Origin of the sequence: Paenibacillus oryzisoli (assembly GCF_050467285.1) — a bacterium.
GTDB classification, from domain to species: Bacteria; Bacillota; Bacilli; order Paenibacillales; family NBRC-103111; genus Paenibacillus_E; species Paenibacillus_E oryzisoli_A.
Map to the genome: position 1 here is coordinate 348,362 of NZ_JBCMUN010000007.1, position 18,101 is coordinate 366,462.

The 18,101-nt window shown below is 47.8% G+C and carries 12 protein-coding genes; 1 reads left to right on the forward strand and 11 read right to left on the reverse strand.

Going from position 1 to position 18,101, the window contains the following annotated elements:
• Positions 1-38 precede the first annotated feature (38 nt).
• The 9 genes from ABE504_RS13935 to ABE504_RS13975 form a co-directional block, all read right to left on the reverse strand.
• The gene (locus ABE504_RS13935; RefSeq protein WP_430089313.1) at positions 39-920 is read right to left on the reverse strand and encodes a carbohydrate ABC transporter permease; all 882 of its coding nucleotides are present in this window, start codon (positions 918-920) and stop codon (positions 39-41) included.
• Positions 921-952: 32 nt separating this feature from the next.
• Complete coding sequence (locus ABE504_RS13940) at positions 953-1,855, reverse strand: ABC transporter permease (protein WP_430089316.1); 903 nt, start codon at positions 1,853-1,855, stop codon at positions 953-955.
• Positions 1,856-1,939: 84 nt separating this feature from the next.
• Positions 1,940-3,547 (reverse strand): extracellular solute-binding protein, encoded by a 1,608-nt coding sequence (locus ABE504_RS13945; protein WP_430089319.1) that lies wholly within the window; start codon positions 3,545-3,547, stop codon positions 1,940-1,942.
• A gap of 218 nt (positions 3,548-3,765) precedes the next feature.
• Positions 3,766-6,012, reverse strand: coding sequence for a helix-turn-helix domain-containing protein (locus tag ABE504_RS13950; RefSeq protein WP_430089322.1), 2,247 nt, complete (start codon positions 6,010-6,012; stop codon positions 3,766-3,768).
• A gap of 222 nt (positions 6,013-6,234) precedes the next feature.
• Positions 6,235-7,290: a glycoside hydrolase family 88/105 protein gene (locus tag ABE504_RS13955; protein WP_430089325.1), complete on the reverse strand. Its 1,056-nt coding sequence runs from the start codon at positions 7,288-7,290 to the stop codon at positions 6,235-6,237.
• Positions 7,291-7,306: 16 nt separating this feature from the next.
• Positions 7,307-9,805 carry a hypothetical protein gene (locus ABE504_RS13960; RefSeq protein ID WP_430089328.1) on the reverse strand — a complete coding sequence of 833 codons (2,499 nt, stop codon included), beginning with the start codon at positions 9,803-9,805 and terminating at the stop codon, positions 7,307-7,309.
• 59 nt (positions 9,806-9,864) lie between these two features.
• Positions 9,865-11,133, reverse strand: a complete 1,269-nt coding sequence (locus ABE504_RS13965; protein WP_430089330.1) for a metallophosphoesterase family protein — start codon at positions 11,131-11,133, stop codon at positions 9,865-9,867.
• On the reverse strand, positions 11,130-12,920 hold the full coding sequence (locus ABE504_RS13970) for an amylo-alpha-1,6-glucosidase (protein WP_430089333.1): 1,791 nt from the start codon (positions 12,918-12,920) through the stop codon (positions 11,130-11,132). Before ABE504_RS13970 ends, ABE504_RS13965 begins: the two co-directional genes overlap by 4 nt.
• 245 nt (positions 12,921-13,165) lie before the next feature.
• The gene (locus tag ABE504_RS13975) at positions 13,166-13,603 is read right to left on the reverse strand and encodes a hypothetical protein (RefSeq protein ID WP_430089336.1); all 438 of its coding nucleotides are present in this window, start codon (positions 13,601-13,603) and stop codon (positions 13,166-13,168) included.
• Between the two features lie 161 nt (positions 13,604-13,764).
• Here ABE504_RS13975 and ABE504_RS13980 point away from each other — a divergent pair, with 161 nt between their 5' ends.
• The gene (locus tag ABE504_RS13980; protein ID WP_430089338.1) at positions 13,765-14,814 is read left to right on the forward strand and encodes a DUF3231 family protein; all 1,050 of its coding nucleotides are present in this window, start codon (positions 13,765-13,767) and stop codon (positions 14,812-14,814) included.
• A 190-nt stretch (positions 14,815-15,004) separates the two neighbouring features.
• Here the strand turns inward: ABE504_RS13980 and ABE504_RS13985 are convergent, their stop codons facing one another.
• On the reverse strand, positions 15,005-15,472 hold the full coding sequence (locus ABE504_RS13985; protein ID WP_430089341.1) for a CBO0543 family protein: 468 nt from the start codon (positions 15,470-15,472) through the stop codon (positions 15,005-15,007).
• 290 nt (positions 15,473-15,762) lie between these two features.
• The gene (locus tag ABE504_RS13990) at positions 15,763-18,087 is read right to left on the reverse strand and encodes a family 78 glycoside hydrolase catalytic domain (RefSeq protein ID WP_430089343.1); all 2,325 of its coding nucleotides are present in this window, start codon (positions 18,085-18,087) and stop codon (positions 15,763-15,765) included.
• Positions 18,088-18,101 lie beyond the last annotated feature (14 nt).

Below are 18,101 nucleotides of genomic sequence, written 5' to 3' on the forward strand. Positions count from 1 at the left end.
GTTACCCGGTTTCCCGTTGTTCATTCAGTTGGTATGTCTCACTCTTTGACCGACCCGAGCATCGTTCCCGAAATGAAATACTTCTGCAGCCACGGATAAACGATAACAATCGGGAAGATTGCGAAGATGATGGCAGCAGCCTTCGTGCTTTCTGGGAGCAGTGGAGCTTGCATTTCATTAAATCTTTCCGCCATATTCTGATCGATCGACGTAACATTGCTGACAATTTGATACAGCTTCAACTGCAGCGGATACATATCCGGTTTTGAAATGTAAAATAGCGAATCAGTAAACCCATTCCAACGACTGACCGCATAAAATAAACTTAGCGTCACGATCGCGGGAACCGTAAGTGGAAGAATGATCCGCACCAGCATATGGAATGCAGATGCGCCATCTATTTCAGCCGCCTCCTCCAGTCCCTGCGGAATCGACCGGATAAACGACATCAGAATGATCATGTAGAATGGGCTAATGAGCGAAGGCAGAATGAGCGCCCACATCGTATCGAGCATGTGTAATCCTTTAACCAGCAAGTATTCTGGGATGATACCACCGCCAAAATACATGGTCGGTATGATAATGTAGAGGAAAAATTTCCTTCCCTTCAAATTGCGCTTGGTCAGCGGATAGGCAGCCAAAATTGTCATCAGCATACACAGAGCCGTGAAAGTGATCGTCAATGTGATGGTAAATACTAGCGAGCGGAATAGACTGGCATCCTTAAATACCTCTTTATACGCAGCGGTGTTGAATTCCCGCGGAAATAGCGTTACATGCCCTGATAAGATTTCGGAGCTGGAACTAAACGACAGGGCGAGAATATGCAGCAATGGCGCTATACATATCACAGCTAGAAGAGTTAGAAGCGTGAGATTAATTGGCGCAAAGAATCGCGCGGTGTCTATTTTTGTTCTCATGGTCAGACCTCCTTCCGAAAAAAATAATACGTTTAAATGATGCCTTGGCCGGCACTTTTCTTGGAGATCGCATTGGCGCTAAGCAGGAAAACGAGCGCGATAACCGACTGGAACAAGCCGACAGCCGTCGCGGTGGAGAATTCCCCCGTTTGCAGGCCCACCTTGTACACAAATGTGCTAAGCACCTCGGAGAAATCACTAACCATCGCATTGCCCAGAATAAAAGGCCGTTCGAAGCCGATTCTTGGCATTTCTCCGATTGCGAGAATGAACAATATAATAATGGTAGGGCGAATACCAGGCAGCGTGATATGCCACATTCGCCTCATTCTTCCGGCACCATCGGTCTCGGCTGCTTCGTAAAGCTCCTTGTTGATGCCAGTCAATGCGGCCAAATAAATAATCGTTCCCCAACCTACGCTCTGCCATACCCCCGCAGCCAGATAGGTAATCAGCCACCAATATTTATTCGTCAAGAAGGGGATCGAGTCGTATCCGGCACTACTCAGCAATTGATTGATAATTCCGGTGTTGGTTGCAAATATTTGCAAGAATAACCCGCCGATGATAACCCATGAAACGAAGTGAGGAAAGTACATCACCGTCTGGAACACTTTCTTGGTCCACTTCTGCCGCACTTCGTTCAGCATAAGTGCAAGAATAATCGGTGCTGGAAACGAGACGAGGAGATCCAGCAAATTCAACAGGAAGGTGTTCCTGAAGGCGACCGTGAAAGTATGCATAGCAAAAACGTTGCGGAACGTTTCGAGTCCGTTCCACGGGCTGGTCCACATGCCTTGGAAAATGCTATAATCTTTGAACGCGATAATGATACCGTACATGGGCCCATACTTGAACAAACCAAAAAAGAGAATTGGGAAAAGCAGCATCACGTAGAATTGCCAGAATCTTCTGACATATGAGCCTACACTCATTCGTAATTCCTCCTGTAAGCTGCAGGGTCCGCATCCAACCTCTACGGACCCTGCTGCTTTCAATGTTGCAAACAAATGATTGGATTACTTCTTCATAGCCGCATAAGCTGCGACTCTTTCTTTCTGAACATCTGCCCCGCCGCTAGCCATATATTGCTTAAGCATATCGTCATAGGTTTTGTCGAAATCTGCCGGTTTAGCCAGCATCGACTTCACCAGCAGTTCCTCATATTTGCCCTTAAGTATTTGGGCATACTTCGTTTCGGCTGCGATCGGCTTCGGGAAATAATGCACCGTTTTGGCATCCGTCAAAGAATATTCAAATGCTTTCATCGCATGTTCGACGAGATTTGGAGCATAGCTTGCACCGAGAGATTTAACATTCGACTGCTGCTGCCCAAAATCGAGACCATTCGTCACAATCAATATATCTGAAGAGTTGACGATGGTCTCCTCAGGACTAAGCTCCTGTTTGATCTTAACTGGAACGCCGTCTTTCATTTCATAGGCCTTACCCTCTGAACCATTGAATGTGTAATAGAGCATAACAGGCATCTGAGCCAACCAGTTCAAATATTGTACAGCCTCCGCTGCAGCCTTGCTCGTCTTCGGCACCATGATATACATGCCCGTCGGAGGGTTAAGTTCTTTAACACGTCTTCCTTTATCGTTCGTGAACGGATTGGCCGGAACGACGAAGCCGCCAGGGACATTCTTCGCCAGCGTAACGGCTTGCCCACCTTCGGGATCTTCGTAACTTTGGGCGGCTTGTTCGCTATACAGGCCGATTTTCCCAGTCGATACGCCTTGTTTCCGCATTTTCTGGTCTTTATCAAGCCCGAAGTCAGGGCTGATCAGCCCTTCATGGTACCATTGGTTTAACGTCCGAATAACATCCTTGTGTCCATCCATCAAAATCGGAAATTCTTGTAAGCCGAGTCTTTGCATGCCGGTGTAATACTGCTCTTCTGTCGGGTCCTTGATGAGTGCCATAACCAGTGGAATGTATTCATCCGGATACAGCGCAAGTCCGAGAGGAATCGTTCCTTGCCCTCCGGGCTGATTATCGCGGAACGCTTTCAATGTTTCATAGGTTTCCTGTGTAGTTTGGGGGACGGGAAGCTTTAATTTGTCGAGCCAATCCTTGCGAATCATATAGGACGTGATTCCCGTAAATGCCCTTTTAGACGGAATGGCAAGCTGCTTATTTTCCCACTGGCCATAAGGCAGCGCTTCGCCCAGATAGGACTTAATATTCGGTCCATATTGCTCGATTAAGCTGGTGAGGTCCATGAGTCCGCCTTGCTCCATATATTTATGGGCGAGCGCTTCGTCATACGTGAAGATGATATCCGGGGCGTCGGAGCTGGCCATTAATACATTTAACTTTTCGACTTCCTGGCTTCTTGGAACCGGAACATATTCCAGTTTAATGTTGTTCGGATCCCCAAAATTCTTCTGCGCATATCTCGTCCCAGCCTGATCATTGACTGCCATTCCTGGGGGGAAAGATTTGCCCCGGTCGAACTGCTCAATCTTGAGAGTGACCGCTTTTTTCGGCGTAGCAGGTGTGCTAGACGCAGATGACGTAGAAGATGTTTCGGCCTGCGGGGTGCTTGTGCAGCCAACTGTGACGAGTGTCATGACAGTTCCAAGCGCGAGTGCTTGTAAGCTTTTTCTTTTTAGCTTCAACTTGATTCTCCCCTTCTTCTGAAAGTATTGTCCGACAACCGCATGGAAGTGGCGGTAAGTTCGTGACTTAATCTTGTTATAACCTCGCCAAGGGCAAGCGAGCAATCTACAAGATTCCGTCACCCAACCTTACTTCAGAAATGGATGACGGAAAACATACAACCGGATTCAGCCGCCAAACATTTTGGCAGATTCCCGTTGACGATGCTTGATTTCGGCTACTTTGTAGGCTCATCAACAACCGAGTAACCCATATATTTACGATAATCGCTTGGGGTAACCCCAGTTGCCCGTTTGAAAGCTCGGCCGAACGAAACCGGATTGAGATAGCCGACTTTTAAGGAGATATCGTTGATCGATTCCTCCGTATCGAGCAGCATCCGTTTCGCATGCTCCATCCGCAGATTAATCAAAAAATCGACAAACGTCATGCCAAATTGCTGCTTAAAAAGTTGACTGGAATATTTCCCGTTGATTTGGAATTTTTCGCCGATGTGATCCAATGACAAATCCGGAGAGCTATAATTATCTTCGATGTATATCCGGATATCGGAAAGCAGCTGGCGGTTCGCTTTCCCCTGCCGGTAATCGATGCAGAATGCGAGCAGACGTTTCAATTTGGACGATAGAGGCGGAAGCATAGCCTCGAGCGTCTCGAGCTCCATAATCCTGGCTATATCCACTTGCGCATGCTGCCAATGCTCCCTGATCTCTTCGGGCATGGTGTCTACCATACGTTGAAGTGAACGATGCAAAAAGACAAACACATGTCGTATCTCTTCTTCCGGGAGCAAATCGATTTCCAATTGGCGGAAAAACTCGTCCAGCCGTACTTCCCAATCTGTTTTCAACATGCGAAACTCGTCGACGATGGAGCTGATTTTGGCGTAATATTTTGACAAATCACCGCTTTGCTGTTCTTTTAGTTCATCATACTTGATCGAACGATTCATCCCTAGTGAGCATTTGTATTTGAGAGCAAGAGCTGCATGAGCGTAGGAGGCGGGGATTTCTCGCCACGAATCCGCTTTGCTTCCGATTCCAATCGTGACGGAAAACTTCAAGTAAAAGGCGACCCATGTGCGAAACTTTTCCCATACCTCCTGATCCGACTGGTGGGGAGAATGTTCCATGAGCAGCACCGAAAGCCGGTTAACTTCTATCCACTCCGACCAAATTACATAATGATAACGATCGAATAACTCCTGTAAGATGTTCGTAAGCCCAAATCGCAGCAAATCTTGATCTTGCGTGTTATATTTAGCCTGAAAATCCCGAAAAGCATCAATTTCCACAATTACGGAAAGAACAGGCGAGGTCTCGGCAGATTCTTCCGGCAAGCCAACATTGAATTTCGACAGATTTGCCCGCCATTCGGATGAGGCAAGAGACAGTTTGCCGGCTACCAGTTCCATGAAAAACTGCTTGCGGCGTACGTGATAATCCTTAGAGATTTGTTGTTCATAGGAAAGATTCTGATCGACGACATTTTCAAGCATGGTGCCGATATAAGCGAACTCGTCCTGTTCGTTCCCTTTCGATTCATACTTGCCAACCCAAGTCTGCATTTGTCCAAGGATTTGCTCGATGGGGCGATAGTTCTTTCTCGTGATATAAACGAGATAGATAAGACTTGATAGAATGGTAACAACGCCAAGCGCTATCCAGCCTCGGGAGATGACATGCATCCACTCGAAAAACAAGCCGCCGGCGATCCCGCTCTCGAATTGCATACTGGCGTAAGGCAAATTGATTCGCGTCAAAATGTCTTGCCGGCCAGTTAAGCTTTTGCCGGGTAACTGCATCAGCATTTGATCGCCGCTGTGTATGAACATAAACATAATGTCAGGGTTAATCATGGCGTTAGTGGCGGAAAGCAGCGAATCAATCGAAACATTAATGACGACAACACCCTGACTACCCAGCGGAATCGGTGCCTTTTTCACCATGGAAATTACCTTCTTATTTACACCACCGTTCGGATACTCCGGATAATCTCTCGCTTCGGACCAATGATCCTCCGGCGTCATCTGAATCGCTTGCGACATGAACTCGTGGTCCAAAAATAGCGGCAGCTGTTGATACTGATCCTGCGTAAGGACAGAATTGTCGCTCGCCCTGTAAAGAGTGATGGAGTAAATGACCGGCACATCTTTTATGATTTGTCGTATCTCGCTAGACACCTCAAAATTAACCAAGTGAGGATCTAATAAGGAAGAAGGCTCCAGGAAATCCTGAAAGGCGCGGTTTCCCTCAAGTTGAACCAGAACAGCTCGTTCGGCTTCTTTGAGAGAGCGCTCGATGGAGTCGGAGACATAAGTGGCAGCCACGCTGTTCGCCTTTTTTACTCCCTGGAAGGAAACCTCGCTTATGACGAAACAGGAGAGGAAGAGGATAATGGAAATCGTCGTATATAAGACACGTGCATAAGAAAAGAGTAATCTTTTATACCATCTTTTTTCCAAACAAAATCCCTCCCATAGTTGCGATACTTAAGGAAATGTTAACGGTTACATCTTTCACAGGCCTAAACCCTACTAATGTTAGTGTAACTGACTTACTTTAGGTAAACAAGCAACTCCCAACGGATTGTTAGATTTTGGAAAACGATGATCGCCCCCGACTTTGCCTTTTTGGCTAGGTGGAGGGCGATCTCTTTAATGTTCTATACGTTTGGTATTTAGTCCTTACGCCTTTAAGCCTTCTATTAATATCAGAAGAGCTAATGCTTGACCGTATGTCATCGGGCTAATCGGAATGTCCTTATAAAATTGCGCATCCATTCCGACCGGCGTCCCGTAGGATACTTCCCGGACAATGCCGTTTTTCTCAATCCGGCCGATCGTTGCCCGAAGGGCCTGCAGTCCGACTTCTTTATAGGATGGGTCCAAGTAGCCTTTTCGGACACCTTTTAATATCCCGTATCCGAACGCCGAAGTGCATGAGGTTTCCACGTAAGAAGTTGGATCGTTCAGAACGGTATGCCACATGCCGTCCGGCGTCTGCAGATGTGCAAGAGCCCCTGCTTGAGCGCACAGCGTATCCAGCAAGTACTGCTTAATCCCCACCTCCAGGTCGATCATATCGAGAAAATCAACGATTCCACACGTGTACCACCCATTGCCTCGGCCCCAATGGACGGCGCCGTAATTATGTGAGCCATTAAAATCCCACCCGTGAAAAAAGAGCTTCGTACGTTTATCATACAAGTATTTAATATGAATGAGGAACTGTTTTTTGGCTTCCTCGACATATTCAGGACGATGGAAATAAACACCGGCTTTGGTCAAAAACAAGACGGTCATGAACAGCGTGTCAATCAAAATTTGTCCATCGTTCGGATCGCCGGTGATCATATGCTGCAAAGCTCCGTCTCCCGTGCGGATCATATCGTCCATGATCCAACGGCTCCATTCGTCGCATACCTTTATGTAATTCTCATTTCCGGTCAACTCACATAATGAGATCAAGATGATCAACGGTGAGCAGGTGTTCACGTTTTTTTCGGGGAGTCCTTCGCTGATGCGTTTATCGTACCAATCCAGCAAAAAGCGCAGCGCCGCCTCATCCTTCGTTAGCTCATAATACTGGTAAAATCCATACAAGCCGACGCCCTGAGGCCATTCCCATAAATTCATATCGACAAGTCCAATCGGATATTGCTCTTGGAGCTCCTCGTTTTTCATGAATTTCATGGCATTTGATACGTTATGGACGGCGGACAGTATAATATCCCGATTCATGTACGCGATCCCCCCCTTATGATGTTATCCGCTCGATACGACCGGTTACGCCGCCGAATTGTTCGGTTTGTTCAATGCCATTGACGGAGAGATGCCCTTCCCACGGTACATGCAGGCAGCCGTATTTCCTGTCTGCAATCGACACCTCGATAGGCGAGATAACCTTTCGTTCCATGGCACATACGTCGTTCATGAACTGCTCGAAGGAGCCGCTCTCCTGACGATCCGATGTCCGCAGAAGCCATACGTTATCGTATCCCCTAGAGCGCAGCTCTCTGCCCCTGTCTGGCCCCGTTCGCATAAGCTCTGCTCCGTTCTGTGCGTATACGGCAATATATGCGCCGTTTTTCTCGGCAAAATGCCAGGCCCCTGCCTGCTCGGTTCTGTCGAACTCCGAAACCGGAAAGTAGGCGTGCGTAAAATCGACGCTGTGCTTCGGATCAATTTGATACATCAGGATGCATAACCCTTTATATTGAGACACTTTAGGCAAATACCCGTTTCCGGCCCAGTAGCTGGGGCGTCCCGATCCGAAGCGATACAGCTCACCGGGATGATTGACCCAAACCTGCGCTTCCGGTGTAAAAAATGCTTCAACGACATGCTCCTGATATCCCCGTAGACCGGGGCGGTAATTAGAGATGGAGGATATCGTAAAGCCGGATCTCTTATACATATACAGCTTGGCATATCCGTCTTTGCCTTGCTCATTTTTAAAGATGAGCTGTTCATTTTCAGCCACAGATAAGTAAGACTCATACGATCTAGGCGGCTCATAATCCGATAGGCATAAAATAACGTTGCTGATGGAGTGACCGTTCAGGTTGCCGACCCCGTAACCGATCCAGCAAAGGGACGTCGTTCCGACGGTATAATGCCCTTTGAGTTCTTTCTCGTACGACCGTCCATAGCTGGCGGCGACAAAGCCATGATGAGCGTTGATAGCCATATAGCTATAGAGCAAATCCATCGCTTGCTTTGCCAAATTGCGGAGCTGTTCGGATTCGGCCAAATCATAAATATGCAATAGACCGGTGACGTCAATCGGAATATAGGCACTCGAATTCCATTCCGCCAAGCCTTCTTCAAAGAAGCGTTCGAACCATTGAATTAACCGCTGTTCTCCCTTTTGTCGATGAATCAAGCCGCTCTCACCGCTGTTGGTGAATATTCCCTCCGGAAACAGCTGACCGCCGAGGTATTCGCAGGCATGAAACAATAAGGCGTGATTTTCACTGAAAAACCACATGACATCATCCCCGGGCTCGTCAATCCAGTATCGGAAATTCAGGATGCAGCTTTTGATCTCCTCCCAGAACTCAGGCTCGAACAGGTCTGTATGGCGGTATTCCTTCCATAGCTTGAACAAGCCGATCAAATAGAAATCACTGCAGTCTCTGCGTTCGTTGATTCCCTGGATACCCCTCAAGATCGTTTCTTTAGCTGCGCTAACATCGCGTCCGGTTACGATTTGCGCGATCGCCGCATGGATGTGCGCTCCCCCAAGACCGCCGTAATGGGACAAAGCCAGCCGTTTTCTCTCTTCGATCGTATCCGCCTGAATGTCCCTGTATGCCTTCGGATAAAGCAGCAGCGCAGTAGGCTTGGAAATGTTGACGGAACCAACCTTCGTATGGAAGCACATAGTTATAAAGCCCATTCCCAAACGTGATGCGTCTCCCAGATTGATGTCGGCAGCACCACGCTCCAGCATCACGTCGTGTACATGCCCATGAATCGTGACGGAGAAGTGAAGCCGGTCCTTCAAAGGATTCGTTATCATCCACTTCACATCGCCTGAGGTTACTATATCCTTTGGAAAATAGGCGTCCTCCAGTGCCTCCTCCACCGCTTTTACGTCCTCCGCTGAGGTGTTCGGATCGAGTGGAACCCGAATTTGTATGGCATCCGGTCCTTCGTATTCAATATTGAAATAATACTGTGTGTCCCTTTCAGCCAAGTCCTCGCAGCATACGGCCAATTCGTTCAAGCCTTCCTGAAAATCAACCGTCAGCTCCGTCTCCTGCTCGATGTTGCGGGTAAACGGAGTAAAATCCGTCACCAATTTGCCGTTCAGCCACAACGTCAAGCTTCCGCACGTTCTCACAATCAATTTGGCCTGATGTGCGGACGACGTGACGATCTTCGTGACGGCATACGTACACAAGTGTGTCGGAACGTACCAGAATCCCGACCACTCTACATTCGGATTTCCCCAGGGGAAGTATACTTCCCAAGGCTTCTCCTGACCTTGCAGTGCGAGTGCGGCGCCCGGCTGGGCTTGCTCGTGATCGATCTTGACCGGCACGCGGGCCCTGCGGTTCGTTACGAATTCCTTACGGCAAGGATTTTCATGAATAGAGAACCCTTTGGTCAACCATTCGTTGACGTCGACGTCGACGTCCATCGTCATCGGTTCGAACTTCATCTTCGTTTCGAAGATGCCGCTGGTGAGCCAGCGATTAATGACGGCTTTTTTCAACCGCATGGGCTCGTATTGCAATCGGCTTGTCATGTTGGAGTATCCTTTCAATCTAGTGAATTCTTAGCGCTTGGTAAAGCAGCCGACGACCTTCATCCTACCTCGAAGATCAAGGGATCGCTTCTCATGCCATAAGCGTTTTCAGCGAAGACCTTTACGGTACTTCCAGGCGGAGCGTTAACTGCTAGGGTGACGTAGTCATACGTCGGATCATTCCAGTAATTATTTACCTTATAAACCTGATCCAATTCATTCCCGTTCTTGTCATAGACGATCGCTCTGTAAAGGAAGATGATATTGCCATCGGTGCTCCTTGCTGCAGGAACAGTAAAATATCGCTTGCTTCCCATGTCTGGGAAAGCAGGTGCTGAAGAGGCCGCCTCCTGCTTTTCGGGGGTAAACTGCCTTTTGGCAGCGTTTGCGGGCTCTTTTATGACATATTCGCACAACAGGGCCTCACTGAACACATCATAACCGCGCAAACGCACTTCATGCTGAGCGCTGACCTCGACAATCCAGGCCTGACCTGTCTCTTTGTAATGCTCCGGATGAACGCCTTTCACACCGTCAACAGTAAACTCCATATACTTAATAGCACCTGTGCCTACCGCGGTAAAGCTTCCCTGCCAGATGGATCTGGGGTCGTTGATCGGGTAATGGGAGTGACCGGAAAAGTGGATGATCTGAGGATATGCCCCAAAGACGGATTTCAGGTTATCGATTCCCCACTCTTTATTGCCGCTTCCGTAGACCGTGTGGATCACATGTTCATGATGGGTAACGAAAATCGGCTTGTCCGGGTCATCGGCAACAGCCTCGTCCAACTGCTTCTTCACCCAACTGATCTGCTCGGGTTCATAGTGGTAATTGCTGTCGGAGGATGCGGAAATCCCGATAAAATGATAGCCATTGATCGTATAATGCCAGTCAGTGTCAAGCCCTGTGAGAGATGAAAAATAGGAAAGAGCCTCTCTGCCCATCGGTCCCCAGCAGTCATGATTTTTGGCAAGGATGGCAAGCAGCTGTGTCCCGTCCTCTAGCACCGAATCGATGGTGCTCTTGAATGCGATATACTGCGACTTTTCGCCTTTGTCGGTAATGTCGCCGCAGAGCATTACGGCATCCAGTGAAGGGTAGGCAGAATCGCTTCGGGCATGACTGTAACCGAGGGATACCGCCTTTTGGATGCGACTGCATCCGACATCTGCAAAGGCCTCAATGTGAGCGTCGCTCATAACAAGGAAACGCACCACAGGCACAAACTCGCTCTGATGATCTGGAGCGCTGCACGTGTTGCGTGGAGCAATCATCGTCATAACCGCGGTGAGATCCGAAACAGGAAGCGATGGAATTGAATTCATCTAGGATAACCTGCTTTCTGTTTAATATAGTTCGGTTCGCGTAAAGCGGTCTCCAGACCGTACGTTTCCATCGCCATGGCCGCAAACAACGTGCATGACCACCCATAATCCCGTATGCTTTGCAGTCGAATATCGAAATCGTAAGGCTCGATAACATGTCCCTTCCGCTTCAGCCTGCTCGGAGAAACCCGATCCATACTGTCATAAAACTCATATATCGCGCCGTCGTGATGATACCAGAATGAAATGGCAGCCAGCGTTTTGTCTATCAATTCTCTCGCTTCACGTTCATATCCGTATTCCTGAAGCCCCGCCGCGATCATATAGTTATAATTGATCCAAACGGGACCTCGCCACATATCGGTACCGAAGGTCGGATCGTCCACGGCAATGCTCGGCACGCCGAATTGCGTATGAAAGGACCTGCTGTCCTGCAGATGCCGTACCAGCCTGTCAGCCCGGTCCTGGTCGCACACGCCCGCAAAAAGCGGTAAAAAGGACGAAACCGCCTTAACCTTTCTAAATTGTCCATCCGCTACGATTTTGTCATAGTAAAATTCGTCCGCTTCGTCCCATAGCTGCTCGTTGATATTCGTTTTGATCAGTGCGTGCAGATCGTTCCAATACCCTTCATCCTCCCGCAATTCAAGAAGCGAGGCAATTCGGGCCATGTATCGAGCTTCATTGGCCATGAAGCAGGAGAAATCGATGGCATCCATTTGGTTCACATGGTCAAATCGCGGAGAATTGTCCATGCCGCACTCATCACAGCGGCAATTGACGCTGTCCGTTTGAACATACCATTCGTAGAGAAAATTGCGGTTAACGTCACGATGCTTCATATTCCACAACAGATAGGCTTTCAGCTTCGGATAGCTGGCCTCAAGCCTCCGCTTGTCAGGCGCAAATTCAAAGAGACGATAAAGTCCCCACGCGAGAACAGGCGGCTGCGTCACATCCGAGGAAACGTCCGGCGTCGACATATGCGGAATAAAGCCGTCGTCTCTTATCGTTGCCAACACGGCCTCAATGCTCTCGTATGCGAGATCCGCCGACAAATAACGGTTGCCGAGTGCATGAAAAACCGAGTCCCACAGCCATAGCTTCGCATGAGGAAGCCGGTCAGGTGTCGTCCATCTCCCAACAAATCTGCCCTCAGGCGTATAAACCTGAGTTTTCATGACGGAAAAGCATTTGTTGAGTGTTTTGGCGATGCCGCGATCCGCACGAATGCGTGGCAGGCTGTTATAGAAGCTGAGTTTATCTTCCACCGCCTTGTTGAAATCGGCCGACAAACCAAGCTTGGCCTTGTTGGCGGCATCCTGCGCGGAGATGCTGCTATAGGCAAAAGCAAAGCGGATTACACCGGATTCTGTTTGCTTGTAAAACGCTGTGAACTCTCCCTCCGACTCGTACACCACCCCATCATTCTCGACATTTCCTTCCTTATCCCATGAATACACGGCCGGAGCGGCGCAAGCAGCCGTTTTCCCGATGACCGTGTCTTGGGAATGGAACAAAACATACAGATCTGTACCAGCTTCCGCTGAACTATCGTACAATTGGGCATGAATTAGATCGGAAGCGACAACTTTGTAATGGATATCGTGTAACCCTTTCAATTTGAAATGCAAGGTGCGTTTCTCTTTCGTATGAAAAACAACGCCTAACCGCTCTGCACATAAGGTGCCGACCAGACTTCCTTTGTACGTATTCATTCCGTCCAGCCCTGAAAACGCAAATAAACTACCCTGTCCCCAAATATCGGGGTAAACGATTGGTTCCATTCGTACCTCCTCATTTTGAAACGATAATTCCGAACTATATTTTTGTTATAAACTCGCCGACAACAGCTGAGCAATCTGCAAGATTCAGGAACTCAACCTTACTCCAGAACGTGACTTTAGAAAGCATACAACCGAATTCAGTATCCATACATTTTGGCAGATTGGGTACCCATCGCACATAAAAGACCCCGCTAATGCGGGGTCTGCCTCGATTATTCTTGAAGATATTCGTAGTAACCAACATTTTAAAACCTTCGTAATGCTGATTTTATGAGTGTCCCAATTAAAATCCCAACAAAGCAGCCAATTATACCCAACCAGACTGCACCAAGATAATATGTCGAAAAAATGACACCGACTGTTCCAAAAAAAGCCCCAAATACGAATGGGATTGTACTATACGGTCTTGTGTCTCCTCCGGCATCTTTATACGCATCCCACATGCCAAACATATAAATACAAGGATAAAACATCAACCATTGATAATTGGTCTGGTTTATTGTCTTTTCAATTTCACCGTGAAAACTGGATATGATAATGACATTTAAATTGGAATTTACATTAATCAGAAATTCTAGCCCGATCAATAGCAGCCCCTTTAACAATTTGCCGTTCAACAATTGCCCAAATCCTGGAAGAGCTATACTCCAAAGAATGACTTCGAGTTGAATACTTTTTTTCATTTAACTCACGCTCTTCTTTTTTATTAGTTACGTTATTTTGCACGAAATTCTATTGTCTTATGTCATCGGCCCTAGAAATGAAAACTAAAATCAATGCATTGTTTTTTCAAGAAAGGGAAAAATAGACGGAAAATGTTTACGAACGGAGGCTTCTGTTGGTTATGAATAATCTAAAAGAACAAATACAGATTAATTCTGAGAGTTACGCAAACGAAAAATTAACGTCGGCCGAACAAGGTAAGCTGTGGGCAACCTATACGGGGAATACCATGTGTATATGCATCTTAAGTTATATGCTGAATCATGTTGAAGATCTAGAAATCAGGAAAGTCCTTGAAGATGCTCTACGCTTGTCCGAACAATTTGTACAGTCCATCAAAGAGATACTTGTCCATGAAAATTATCCCATACCTCAAGGATTTTCTGAAGAGGACGTAAATGCGGATGCACCGAGGCTGTTTAGTGATGAGTTTTACCTTCATTACTTGAAGTATGTCGGCAAAGCGGGAGCCAGTCTATATGCAATTGCTGTTCCCCTTGTAACGAGGTCGGATGTTCAGACATTTTTCACTCAATGTCTTGACTCAACGACAAAATTTTTGAATGAGGTAAACAAAACATTAATCATAAAGGGGTTTATGTCGAAACCCTCCCTAATTCCCTATCCCAAGAATGTGGAATTCATTAAGAAGCAAAGTTATCTCAATGGATTCTTTGGTGATGTAAGACCGCTTCAAGCTTTAGAGATTACACATCTGTTCGATAACATCGAGAATAACGCGACAAGCAAAGCGGTTTTAATTGGCTTTAGTCAAGTTGCCAAATCGAAAGAGGTAAGGGATTATTTTCTAAGGGGAACGGAAATAGCCACCAAACATTATGAGATCTTTAGTAACTTACTTGAAAAGGAAAATTTATCATCTCCCCCCATCCTTGACCCTTTGGTGTCGACTTCAACAATTGCGCCGTTTTCAGACAAATTGATGATGTTCCATAAGCTGGATATGTTTGCAATGAGAATAAGAGCATATGGGAATGCTTTATCCATGTGTGCCAGACATGATCTTGCCGAAAAGTTGGGACGTCTTACACTTGAAGTCGGAAATTTTGTTGAAGATGGAGCTAATATCATGATTGAACACGATTGGTTGGAACAACCGCCGCAAGCCGCGGACCGTGACGCCTTGGTGTTCAAAAATAAGGTGGAGTAAGGTCTACAGTTGTTCTATCCATTCCTTCAAGCGTACCATCATTGTTGTAAATCGTCAGACTCTATAAAATAAGTGTTAGACTGACCATAGAAATTGAAACAGCGACAGCCAAGGACGAGAAAATAATGTCCTAGACTGTCGCTGTTTGATTGATTGAACTAACGTTTCCCAGTTAGTTGAACAACCCAATTCACTTAGCGGATCTTATCCCACCCGTTTGTTTCCTGATAAACCAGAGATAAAACGACCTGTCCACGTAAAAGGTTATCAGAAGGGAGATCCAAGTCCAGTACCAATGCCAAGTAATGTAATGAATGAGGTGAGTGTGCTTCTCTAACAATACCTCAGCTGCGGTCATCCAACTTGGGAAAAACAGATACCACAGTATTACCTGAATGATTCCTTTTTTTTCTGGAAACTTCATATTAAATACGACACAAATAGCGGGATAGATGAAATATTCAAACGAAAAACTGTTCTTTGCTACATTAGCAAACTCGCGAACAGGGTATTCAAGCAGTTTGTAATGCACAACTACAAGCCCCAGAAGCCAGGTTTGCACTTGTTTAAACGAGAAGATTACGAACGCCTCTCGGATTTTAATGCGGGGGACCGTCAGAATTAAAAGCACACTCATTATAATCCATATACCGATCATTATGATTCTATCCACTGTCAAAATAACGTAACACCTCGGTCAAAGTATGATGCCATCATTATCTCCAATAGACCAAATATTATTATTGAACGCAGCTTGAGAACTAATCCTTGCCAACACAAGGTCGGATATTCGGAATATCATTATTGGCTGCCATGCTCTCAGAATCGCAGTTCCACCTGATCGCAAAAACGCAATCTAAGTGAGTATGCCTGCAAGATATCTAAAATCCACCCATATTGCTGTCCGAAGAATAAAGACCAACCGGTAATCGGCTGGTCTTTGCTGCGTTACGAAGCTGGTGTTGCATCAGACAGTTCGGTCACAATTCGAAGCGGATATGAAACTGGGGCGATTACCTGATATCCACCCGGGATTGTTACCTCTCCAGTTACATCTCCTCCGTTTAGTTTCGCCCACTGGATCGTTAACGTCCCGTCATGCGGTAGCGGAATGGCGATCCTTGCGGATCCGTTAGTCAGATACGGCGGGGACAATCGGATCAACCTCGAACCCGCTTCGGATAGGTCGACACCGAATATCAGTTGGTTCAACAAATAAGCTGGCGAAGCCCCCCACGCATGACACAGGCTGACCGGAATACTTTCCTGCAAATAAGTCGGCGTATGCCCCTGAAAGGTGCTCGGAATCGTACAAGCCGGCATGGAGGCGTCGAAGGTTTCCCACCAGGTCGTGGCTCCTCTGTTCAGCATCGCGCCCCAGTACTCTTGAATCACAGCGAGCGCCTGCTCTTGTCTGCCTGCATCCCTCAGCACTTCCAGCACGATATGCTGGAAGAACGGCCCCCTTACCGGAGGCAGCTTGCCCAGTAAATAATAATCGTCCAGGAAGCGATTCGTTTCGGTCTTATCCATTAGGCCGCACCAAACGGCCATAAAATTCGTCTGCAGGCTGAAATGGCCGGACTGTCCCTCGTCGGTCAAACAGTCTACATACAGCCCTAGGTCCGGAAGCCAGAGCTGGCGCCTTATTACGTCATTCAACCTTTTAGCGCGAGCCGATGTCCGGTCGACTGCGGCATCGGCCGGTGTCAGTGCCCGCTGCATCCTCTCGTAGACAACTAGCGCTTTATAGTAGAGGAAGGAAATCGCGGAAACCTTATCCCGGCGGTCGACATCGTCCGTCCAGTCGATAAAGCACCACCAACCGGGACGGTCGGCCCGCGCAAACAAGCCGGTTTCATCCGTCTGCCGTTCGAACCAGTCCATCAATCGATCGATAGCCGGCTTCAATTCCCTAAGCAGCTCCATATCCCCGCTGTATCGCCAATAATCATACACGCCAAGCAGCCAATATGCGCAAAAGTCAGGAAGCAGCACGGCGTTTCGTTCCGGTCCGGTTCCCGGGATCGATCCGTCCTTATTCTGAATGCGGGCGCCCTGCAGCAAACATTTGCGCATAAGCGTCGTATCCGCGTAGTTGGCGTATATGATTTTGCCCATCACCATGCCGTCGACCACCCATAGCGCCTTCTCACGCCACGGACAATCCTCCGTGTGATCGTGACAGTTCATCCTCGTCGTATAGAGGCTGACTTCGTGAATTGCATCGAATCGCGTATTTCCGCTGTCGAAGACAGTTTGACGGGCGAAGGGATAACCAACTTGCTCGAAGCACAAGCCTTTGACCGTGACGACCTCGGGCGCTGCCATCAGCATCACTTTGAGGAAACGGCACGCTCTGCGGCCGAACGGCTGCAGTTGCTGCTGTCCATGTTTAAGGATGAATGTGTCCACCTCTTGAAGCTCAAGCGATTCGCCGTATGCGATCCGAATAACGCCTCCCTTAGGCGCGTCGATTGTCAGGATTGGCCGCCCCACTACTTCCGTCCCGAAATCGTATACAACCGCCGGCAGTGAACCAGGTGTCGACGCATCCATAAGCAGCGCTTCTGCTCTATCGACGTTTTCGATCAGGAGCCATTCCGTACCGGAGACGGACCCGAAATTGGTTTCAGTTCTTACAACGGAAACCGCGTAGCGCAGCTCCTTCGCAAGGAAAGGGATCTCTCGGGGAATCAGATTTGGCCACGGGCTGTCAGTTTCGCCAACCCCGGCGATCTCAACGGCCTGCGTCCAACCCTCATCCGAATAGCCAGGCAGCTCCCAGCCGTCCTCTTCCGCTGCAAGGTAAATTTCCTTAAACCCGCCCCAACGGCTGATTCGCTCATTCGTCGTCCTCCAGCTGGGGGAAACGCGCGCTTTCCAAGTTCGGTTTGTCGCGGTCCGGATTTCCGTCCCGGTTTCGTTCTCGATCTGAAGCAGAAAGCCGGCTTCCCCTTGCATTTGGCCGGTTACAATATCGCTTTCTCCGAATTGGTAACAAACCGCCGCTACGACATTTTCCCCCGACCTGATATAATCCGAAATATCATAAGTATCGTAATACTGCCATTCTGGTGTGCATGGAGAAGGCCCTCTACCTACCCATTGCCCGTTGATCCTCAGGCTGTATTCCTGACGAGCCGATATACGTAGTCGAAGGAATTGCTCAGCTTCGTTTTCGGTCAACCAGAAAGCCTGGCGAAAATCCGCATATTGATTGTGCTTTCTCCCCGGCTCATCGGCCCATATCCATTTACTTATCCATTTCATTGTTGTACTTTTTT

What these genes read in the sequence shown, in the direction of transcription:
- ABE504_RS13990 (WP_430089343.1), bottom strand. Translation starts at nt 18,087, where the DNA reads ATGAAATGGATAAGTAAATGGATATGGGCCGATGAGCCGGGGAGAAAG.
- ABE504_RS13985 (WP_430089341.1), bottom strand. Translation starts at nt 15,472, where the DNA reads ATGATCGGTATATGGATTATAATGAGTGTGCTTTTAATTCTGACGGTC.
- ABE504_RS13940 (WP_430089316.1), bottom strand. Translation starts at nt 1,855, where the DNA reads ATGAGTGTAGGCTCATATGTCAGAAGATTCTGGCAATTCTACGTGATG.
- ABE504_RS13970 (WP_430089333.1), bottom strand. Translation starts at nt 12,920, where the DNA reads ATGGAACCAATCGTTTACCCCGATATTTGGGGACAGGGTAGTTTATTT.
- ABE504_RS13960 (WP_430089328.1), bottom strand. Translation starts at nt 9,805, where the DNA reads ATGACAAGCCGATTGCAATACGAGCCCATGCGGTTGAAAAAAGCCGTC.
- ABE504_RS13955 (WP_430089325.1), bottom strand. Translation starts at nt 7,290, where the DNA reads ATGAATCGGGATATTATACTGTCCGCCGTCCATAACGTATCAAATGCC.
- ABE504_RS13965 (WP_430089330.1), bottom strand. Translation starts at nt 11,133, where the DNA reads ATGAATTCAATTCCATCGCTTCCTGTTTCGGATCTCACCGCGGTTATG.
- ABE504_RS13980 (WP_430089338.1), top strand. Translation starts at nt 13,765, where the DNA reads ATGAATAATCTAAAAGAACAAATACAGATTAATTCTGAGAGTTACGCA.
- ABE504_RS13935 (WP_430089313.1), bottom strand. Translation starts at nt 920, where the DNA reads ATGAGAACAAAAATAGACACCGCGCGATTCTTTGCGCCAATTAATCTC.
- ABE504_RS13975 (WP_430089336.1), bottom strand. Translation starts at nt 13,603, where the DNA reads ATGAAAAAAAGTATTCAACTCGAAGTCATTCTTTGGAGTATAGCTCTT.